The sequence below is a fragment of the Lentimicrobium sp. L6 genome (genome assembly GCF_013166655.1).
Taxonomy (GTDB): Bacteria; Bacteroidota; Bacteroidia; order Bacteroidales; family UBA12170; genus UBA12170.
In genome coordinates this window covers 43,717-53,907 of sequence record NZ_JABKCA010000032.1, presented here as the reverse complement: position 1 = coordinate 53,907, position 10,191 = coordinate 43,717, and the positions used below count along the sequence as shown (strand labels likewise).

Sequence of the window (10,191 nt, the reverse complement as noted above, 5' to 3'; positions counted from 1 at the left end):
GTTTATGGACAAGCTTATATTGAAGATATCACCAGTCAAGAGGAGCCTATTGAAGAATTACAAGCTTGGATTGGTTATAGTTTAACTGATTCGGAGCCTTCCTCATGGACCAATTGGATTCCTGCTGCTTATCATCAAGGCCTTGGGAATAATGATGAATATACAGCTGATTTAGGGTTATTGTTAGATACAGAAGGCACTTATTATTATGCTACCCGTTATCAATATTTAGAACAAGATTATGTATACGGAGGTTATTCTTTAAGTCAAGGTGGATTCTGGGATGGTATTGATAATATCAGTGGAATACTTCTTGTCAGCACAGAAGTGGTTGAGGATTCCATCAATTGGGCCAATCTACAATGGCCAGGGGAAGGAGAGATTATTCCAAACCAAGAATTCATGGTATATGGGCAGGTTTATATAGAAAATCTTACTTCTCAAGAGGAAGCATTAGAAGGTTTGCAAGCATGGATTGGCTACAGTTTAACTGATTCGGAGCCCTCCTCCTGGACCAATTGGATTCCTGCTGATTATCATCAGGGAGTTGGGAATAATGATGAATATACAGCTGATTTAGGGTTATTGTTAGATACAGAAGGCACTTATTATTATGCTACCCGTTATCAATATTTAGAACAAGAATACGTATATGGAGGTTATTCCATAAGTGGTGGTGGATTCTGGAATGCTGATGAGAATGTAAGTGGAGTTCTAACTGTTATTCCTGAAGTTATTGATTCTATTGGTTGGGCCAATTTACAATGGCCAGCAAATGGAGTTATTGAGCCTAATGAAAATTATGAGGTATTTGGAAGAGTTTGGATTGAAAATATAACTAACCAAGCAGATTCTATTGAGGAATTACAAGTTTGGGTAGGTTATCATTCTGAAAATACAGATCCCAATACATGGACAGATTGGGTTCCTGCTTATTATAATCTTGGAATTGGAGCAAATGATGAATATAAAGCCAACCTTGGAGTTGCATTATCAGATGAAGGGCTATATTATTATGCTACTCGTTATCAGTATCAAGATCAAGATTTTGTCTATGGTGGTTATTCTACATCTGATGGTGGATTCTGGGATGGGGTCAATAATGTAAGTGGAGAGCTTACAGTGACTAATAACCCAATAGATACTATAGCTTGGGCTAATTTACAATGGCCATTATCAGGCGATATAGAACCTACACAAGAGTTTAATGTATATGGAAGAGTCTGGATCGATGATATAACATCTCAAGAAGATTCCCTACAGGAATTACAAGCTTGGGTAGGTTATAGCTTAGACGATACCGATCCTTCTACTTGGACCAATTGGATACCCGCATATTATCATTCAGCCATTGGCGAAAATGACCAATATGTTTCAAATATTGGTGCCATGATATCAGAAGAGGGTGTTTATTATTATGCCACTCGCTTCCAATATCAAGATCAAGATTATGTGTATGGTGGACATTCTGTTAGTGGTGGCGATTTCTGGGATGGTATCGATTACCTTTCTGGTGTGCTTACCGTGACCGCTCCTCCAATGACTGATATTTCTTGGGCTAACCTTCAATGGCCAGGTTCAGGAGAGATTGAACAAGGAGATGGTTTTGTCATTTATGGTCAAGCATATATTGAAGATATGACTTCTCAGGAGGATTCCTTACAAGAATTACAAGCATGGGTAGGATATAGCACAGAAAATACAGACCCTTCAACATGGACTGAATGGCTGCCAGCCTACTATAACCAAGGTGTTGGTAATAATGATGAATATGCCATGGATTTAGGAATTAATATACCTGCTGAAGGTGTTTATTATTATGCCACTCGCTTCCAATTCGAAGATCAAGATTTGGTTTATGGTGGATTCAGTGGAACTAATGGCGGTTTCTGGGACGGAGTTAATAATACAAGTGGTATGCTTACTGTATTACCTAACCTTAACACAGATTCCATTGGTTGGGCTAATCTACAATGGCCAGGAGCAGGTAATATAGAGCCTTTGGAAGAGTTTAATGTATATGGTCAAGTATGGATGGAAGACTTAAGTATTCAAGAAGATTCTATAGAGAATTTACAAGCTTGGGTGGGTTATAGTTTAGAAGATACCGACCCTAGTACCTGGACAGAATGGATTCCAGCTTATTATCATGATGGAATTGATGAAAATGATGAGTACCTCGCTAATCTTGGAGCTTTAATGTCGGATGAAGGAACATATTACTATGCAACTCGTTTCCAATATGAAGAACAAGAATTTGTATATGGTGGTTTCTCTGAAGGTGGAGGAGGATTCTGGGATGGAAGTATCAATGCTTCAGGTATCCTAAATGTGACTAGCCTTCCGGTAACCGATATTCTTTGGGCTAACTTACAATGGCCAGGTTCTGGTGAAATTGGCTTAGAAGAAGAGTTTATGGTCTATGGGCAAGCCTATATCGAAGAGCTAACTGGTGGGGCCGATTCATTAATCGATCTGCAAGCTTGGGTTGGTTTCAATATGGAAAACACCAATCCTAATACATGGACCACTTGGGTGCCTGCTTATTATTTAGGAGCTTCAGAAAATAATGACGAATACAGTATGGATTTAGGTGCTTTAATGGACACAGAAGGTGTTTTCTATTATGCTACTCGTTTCCAATACCAAGATCAAGATATGGTTTATGGTGGATTCTCTGAAGCCAATGGTGGTTTCTGGGATGGTATTAATAATTTAAATGGAGTGCTCACGGTTTCCGATAATCCTATAACAGACTCTATTGGCTGGGCTAACCTCCAATGGCCTGGAAATGGAGAAATAGAAGTTGAGGAAAGTTTTATGGTTTATGGTCAAGTTTGGATCGATGGAATTACTTCACAAGAAGATTCTATTTCAGAACTTCAAGCTTGGGTAGGATATAGTTTAGAAAATACCGACCCCAGCACTTGGACTGATTGGATCCCTGCTTATTATCAAATTGGGATGGGTGATAATGATGAATATGCGGCAGACTTAGGAGCATTCATGACTTCTGAAGGAACTTATTATTATAGTACGCGTTTCCAGTATGAAAATCAGGATTATGCATATGGTGGTTTCTCTATGGATGGAGGAGGTTTTTGGAATGGGACCGATTATATAAACGGTGTATTAACAGTTACTGGTTCTGGTTCTTCTTCAAGTATAGATTGGGCTAATCTTCAGTGGCCAGGTTCTGCTGAAATCGCTCCTCTTGACGAATTGTTGGTTTATGGGCAAGTATGGATGGATGGTCTCACCATTCAAGAAGATTCATTAAGTGAATTGAAAGCTTGGGTAGGTTATCACACAGAAAATACAGATCCTTCCACCTGGGATAATTGGATTCTTGCCGACTATTATTTAGGAGTAGATGAAAACGATGAGTATATCTTTGATTTAGGAGCTGAAATGAGTGAAGAAGGCATCTATTATTATGCTTTTAAATATCAGTATGAAGATGAAGATTTCGTTTATGGTGGATATTCTGCCGATGGTGGTGGATTCTGGAATGGAACAGGAAATGTAAATGGAGTATTGACAGTAAGTGATCAAGCAAGTCAGGCCATAGAGTGGGCAAACCTACAATGGCCAGCTCAAGGTGAAATATTCTTAGGCGAAGATTTCGAAATATTTGGACAAGTTTGGATCGATGGATTAACCATTGAAGAAGGAGAATTGGAAGGGCTTCAGGCCTGGGTAGGTTATAGTTTAGTTAATACTGACCCATCCACATGGCAAACTTGGGTCCCTGCTAGTTATCATTCAAATATTGGAGCCAACGATGAATACTTTGCTAATATTGGTCCAGATATTGATAATGCTGCCATTTATTATTATGCTACTCGTTATCAATATCAAGAACAGGACTTTGTTTATGGTGGTTATTCAACCAATGGCGGTGGCTTCTGGGATGGCTCAGAATACCAAAGTGGGATACTAACAGTAAAAAGCTTAACTCCTACATATAGAGTGAATTTCATAGCTACTGATGCGACTCAATTATATTCTAATATTAAGTTTAAAGGTGAAATGACCAACTGGAATAAAGTGGATATGATTCAAACTGGCGATGATTGGTCTTTATCCTTAGAGCTTGAACCAGGAACTTATGAATGGGGAGTGATGGAAGATGATGGAACCCAAGATGGGATTTGGTTGGTCATAGGAGAGCAGCTATTTGTTACTGTTCACGACCAAGGTGTGGTGAGTGGAGATATCTTCTATGAAATCAATTTCACAGCTATAGAAGAATTCACTAGTGGGATGCAAATTTATCCAAATCCAGTTCATAATCAATTGAACATAGATAGGGCTAATGATGCCGAAAACTTGAATTATATTATTCTAGATGCTACAGGAAATAGGGTAGAACAGGGCGTTTTAACCTCCTCAGAAAAATCTATCGACCTAAGTGAATTAGCTAGAGGAGTCTATATATTGCAAATTAGTGATGATATGAATCAAGCTTCTATTAAGATTATCAAGCAATAGCAGTTTTTAGGATAACAAGTAGAAAGACCCAATTATTTAATTCAATAAGAACTAAATATTTGGGTCTTTTTTTATTTGGTCGTGAGAAAAAATCTTAAAATAGTTTAGTTTTAATACAAATGGCAAATTATTTCAAACGTTTGAAATAGTTATTAAAATAAGGCTTGTTTCTCTGTAAGTATCGGAATAACAAGTTACTGTATTTGATATGAGGCTAGTTCGTTTGAATTTTTATTCACAGGCTATTTAAAGACATGACTTTTTTATACATTTGTAGAGCTAGGTGCTGATAAACTGACCTTTAATACTTTACTGCTATTATCACAAAATCAGCTTTTAGTATCGAGTGAATTACAGTATTGATATTGAGGCTATTTCGAGTAAAACTTGGTATGGCTGTTTTTTCCTCTGAATTAATCATTATAACTAATTATACAATAAGTTTTAAATTCAAATTCAACGATATGAAAAAGATTTATACGCTAATTATGATGCTATCGTTTGCATTCATTGCATTTACCAATCAATCACATGCACAGGTATGGGGTCCAGAAGGGGTGAGTATGCCTGGGTCTTGGAATACTTGGGCAAATCCTCCAACTAATGCTTTAGCCCTAGCTAGTGCCACACAGGTTCCTGGTGGACAAGTGGCTTTAAGAACCACCGGGGATGGTGCACAATATCATACTATTATTCATGCAGCTGCTTCAGGAGCAGATGTGGTTGGTGGAACTTATGAGTGGCTGTTTACCAGCGGTGCAACAGGTAGCGAATGGTCAAATAAATGGAATGGAGTAGCTGTCACTATGAATACCATTCAAGATTATAGCTATCAGCATCCTGATAATAATACAATTACTGTACTCAATGATATGTGGTATGCTGCTAATTTTGAGGATATTGGTTATTCAAATAATCGTGCGATTATCATGGCTACTTCTGCTGAACCAGTAGAAATTCTTAGCGTAAGCGAACCTGCTACTGTAATGCCTAACGACCCTGTAAATGTTTCTGTAACTGTGGACAATAGTCTTAGCCCAGAAGAAATGGTTTATATCTGTTATACTACCGATAACTGGGGTACTGCTTCTGCTGTCTTAGCCAGCATGACTGGTACTTCAGGTACAGCTACGATTCCTGGTCAAGTAGTAAATACTGGAGTAAAATATTATGCTTTTACTTCTACTATCTCTAATATCAATGCAGATTTTGGTTTACAAGCTATTGATGTCAATAATAATGGAGGAGTAAATTACTCTTATGACATTGGAACACCTCCTCCTCCAACGGTAGATTGGGCAAACCTACAATGGCCTGGAGATGGAACCATCGATATAGGAACAGATTATAATGTTTATGGTCAGATTTATATTAATGGAGTGACAGACCCTGCAGGACCTGGTGTAGATATCCAAGCATGGGTTGGCTATAGTTTATCTGACACGGATCCTTCAACATGGTCTAATTGGGTTCCTGCAACTTTTAACACAGAAGTAGGTAATAATGATGAATATGTAGTAAACTTAGGGACTTCTATCACTCAACCTGGAAGTTATTATTATGCCACAAGATATCAGTATCAAAACCAAGCCTATGTTTATGGTGGTTTTCAAGGTGGATTCTGGGATGGGACTACCAATGTAAGTGGAACATTGACTGTTAATTCTACAGAAGTTCCTTTGTCAAATTGGTCTTTCCTTTTAATAGGATTCTTGGCCATCGTTTTTGTAGTCATTAAAGTCAGAAAATAAAATACATTTAATATATAATGAGGCTGTTCGGAATATGTAAACTAATCATGTTTTGAGTAGCTTCATTAATTTTTTGCTTATTCCTATCTCTCATACCTATCGAACCATCAATTTAATATAAAATATAACTTTTTAGTTGTGACTAAAAGGTCATGTAAAACATTCAAAATGAAAAACATATACTTTTTCACTTTTATCATTATCTCACTTTTTGTTTTTAATGTAAATAGCTCCAAGGCTCAAATATATGAACCTGAAGGCCTAAATATGCCTGGTGCATGGAATGCTTGGGCAAATCCACCAGTAGGTCATCTCTTTTTGGGAAATCCTAATCAAGTAGATGGAGGATTGTTGGTGAAATCCTCTAATGGAATAGCACGATGGAAAACAACTTTCCATGTGGCAGAATCAGGTGCTGATTTAGTAGGAGGAAGCTACGAGTGGCTCTTCACTAGTGGACCAAGTACCAACTATTTTGCCAATAAATGGTCAGCAAATACTGTGTCCATAAATGAGCTTCAGAATTATTCTTATCAAGGTGCTGATAATAATCAAGTGACCTTGACCAACAATAAATGGTATACTGTAGTATGGGAAGATCTAGGCTATATGGATAGTAGAGCTATCTTCATGGAAACCTCCTCTGAACCCACAGCTATTGTTTCAGTGACTGAACCTTCAGATGCTTCAGCCAATGAAATTATTGATGTAAATTTCACTCTACAGTCAAACCCAAATGCCGAAGAACACTATTATCTTCAATATACTACTGATGCTTGGGAAAATATAAATATTATTGATGCTAATGTCACTGGAACCTCTGGTTCTGTGAGTATTCCCGGTCAAGCCGAGAGCTCTGTGGTAGAGTATAATGTTTTTAGTTCAACGGTTTCAGGAATCACTAACGATGGTTTTTTATATGCAATGGAGATAAATGATAATGATGGAGCTGATTTTACATATACTGTAGGTGTTGCACTTCCCGATACCATTGGTTGGGCCAACCTTCAATGGCCGGCAAGTGGTGAAATTCTTCCTGGTGGAGATTATATAGTCTATGGACAAGCTTTCATTTATAATGTAACTAATCAAGCAGATTCTCTTTTAGAATTAAAATCTTGGGTGGGATATAGCACAACAGATAACGACCCTTCTTCTTGGACCAACTGGCTACCTGCCTATTATTTAGGTGGAGTAGGCGAAAATGATGAGTATTCTGTAAATCTTGGTGAGGTGATGAATACACAAGGAACTTATTATTATGCCACCAGATTTCAATATGAAGATCAAGAATATGAATACGGTGGTTATTCTGAATCCGGTGGAGGATTTTGGGATGGAAGTGAATATAATAGTGGAGTATTAACAGTTACTAACGATCCAACACCAGCTGAAATCACATGGGCCAATCTACAATGGCCTGGTTCAGGAGAAATAGCGCCAACACAAGAGTTTTTAGTCTATGGACAGGCTTATATTGAAGGCATTACAGATCAAGAAAATCCTAGCGATGATTTGCAAGTGTGGATTGGTTATCATACGGGCAATACTGATCCTTCAGGCTGGACCAATTGGGTGTCCGCTAGTTATTTTCAAGCTGTCGGAAATAATGATGAATATGTTTTGGACCTAGGCGCTTTAATGAATACTGATGGAGCATACTATTATGCCACTAGGTTTCAATATCTAGATCAGGATTATGTTTATGGTGGATACTCCGAAGATGGAGGAGGCTTTTGGAATGGAACTGAATATGTAAATGGTGAACTTACAGTGAACTCATCTTCAGTAGATGAAATAACTTGGGCCAATCTACAATGGCCTGGTGCTGGTGAAATTGAAGTGGAAACCGAATTTTTAGTCTATGGTCAAGCCTATATTGAGGGCATTACTGGTCAAGACGAGCCTTCTTCTGATTTAGAAGTTTGGGTGGGCTATCATGATGATGATACCGACCCTTCAACTTGGACCAACTGGATTGCTGCTGATTACTTCCAAGCTGTTGGAGATAATGATGAATATGTTTTAGACTTAGGTGCATTGATGGATGTGGAAGGGGAGTATTATTATGCCACCAGATTCCAATATCTAGATCAAGCTTTTGTTTATGGTGGATACTCCGAAGATGGAGGAGGTTTCTGGAATGGAACTGAAAATATAAATGGAATGCTCACGGTTACAGAGGCAACGCCTGATGTGATTGGCTGGGCTAATCTTCAGCATCCTGCTACAGGAGAAATTGAGCCTCTAAACGAATTTGTAGTTTATGGACAAGCCTGGATTGAAGGCGTAAGCAACCAAGCAGATTCTTTAATTGATTTAAGAGCTTGGGTAGGTTATAGTTTAGATGATACAGAGCCACAAACCTGGACCAATTGGATTCCGGCCTATTATTTAGGCGCCTCCGGAAATAACGATGAATATTCTGTTGACCTTGGAAGCCTCATGACCGATGAAGGAGTTTATTATTATGCCACACGTTTTCAATATTTCGATCAGGAAATGGTTTATGGTGGTTATTCTGCTACTAATGGTGGTTTCTGGGATGGTGTTGATAATGTCAGTGGTATTTTGACAGTTACCAATACTCCAACTCCTGATACCATAGGCTGGGCTAATATTCAATGGCCTCCTCAGGGAGAAATATTACCTGAAGAAGATTTTACCGTTTATGGGCAGGCATATATTGATGGTATTACTAGTGAATCAGATTCATTAACCGAACTTAAAGCATGGATCGGCATAAGTTCTGATGATAGCAATCCTGAAACATGGAGCGAATGGATTCCTGCTTATTATCAAGGAGAGGATGGCGATAATGATGAATATTCTGCCAATATTGGAATTCTAATGGACGAGATCGGAACTTATTATTATGCCACTCGCTTTCAATACCAAGATCAAGAAATAGTTTTTGGTGGCTATTCTGAAGAGGGTGGAGGATTTTGGGATGGAGCAAGTAATGTAAATGGGATATTAACAGTTACAGAGACTCCTGCACCAGATAGCATTGGTTGGGCCAATTTACAATGGCCTCCAGATGCTTCTATCGAACCTAATTCCGAATTTATAATTTATGGACAAGCCTATATCGATGGAATCACCCAAAGTGAGGATTCTCTTGTAGAGCTTCAAGCTTGGATTGGATATAGTTCAGACGATACTGCTCCTTCTTCTTGGACCACTTGGTATCCTGCTTATTATTTGGGCAATGATGGGAATAATGATGAGTATTCAGGAAATATTGGAACATATATTAGCGATGTCGGAACTTATTATTATGCCACTCGCTTTCAATACCAAGATCAAGATTTTGTTTATGGAGGTTTTTCTGATTCCGATGGCGGTTTTTGGGATGGTATAAATAATGTAAATGGAATACTCACTGTTACAGAAGAATTACAAGCATTCCCTGTAAACTTCAATGTTATTGATGCCACACACCTTTATAATAACATCAAGCTAAAAGGAGAAATGACTGCATGGGAAACACAAGCCATGACTCAAGATGGTGAAAATTGGTCTTTAACATTGGATGTTTTTCCTGGAACTTATGAATGGGGAGTATTAGAAGATGATGGTAGCTCCAATGGTATTTGGTTGGTAATTGGTGATAACCTAGTTGTAAATGTTGATAGTGAAGGAGTGGTTTCTGGAGATACTACTTATGTCATTACTTTTGTAGGGACCGAAGCATTAGAATTACAAACTCAGTTTTATCCCAACCCAGTACAGGATTTACTATTCATCCAATCCAACTCCATTACTCCAGTCGATTATCAGATTTTAAATGCTTTAGGAAGTTTGAAAGCTTCTGGTATTTTAGAATCCTCAAAATCGAGTATCGATTGTTCTTCATTAGAAAGTGGAATATATTTTATAAAACTGAATGATTCTCATAATCAGGCCAGTATTAAAATCATCAAACAATAAGCAAAATCAAAAA

General features: G+C 38.0%; 3 protein-coding genes. All 3 read left to right on the top strand.

Features of this window, described 5'->3' with window-relative positions; genetic code table 11:
- Positions 1–4,494 (top strand): T9SS type A sorting domain-containing protein (locus HNS38_RS09680; protein ID WP_172346360.1); only part of this gene is annotated, 4,494 nt, incomplete at its 5' end.
- A gap of 464 nt (positions 4,495–4,958) precedes the next feature.
- Entirely contained in the window at positions 4,959–6,245 is a 1,287-nt protein-coding gene (locus HNS38_RS09675) for a hypothetical protein (RefSeq protein ID WP_172281156.1), read from the top strand.
- 168 nt (positions 6,246–6,413) lie between these two features.
- Positions 6,414–10,178, top strand: a complete 3,765-nt coding sequence (locus HNS38_RS09670) for a T9SS type A sorting domain-containing protein (RefSeq protein WP_172346359.1) — start codon at positions 6,414–6,416, stop codon at positions 10,176–10,178.
- Positions 10,179–10,191 lie beyond the last annotated feature (13 nt).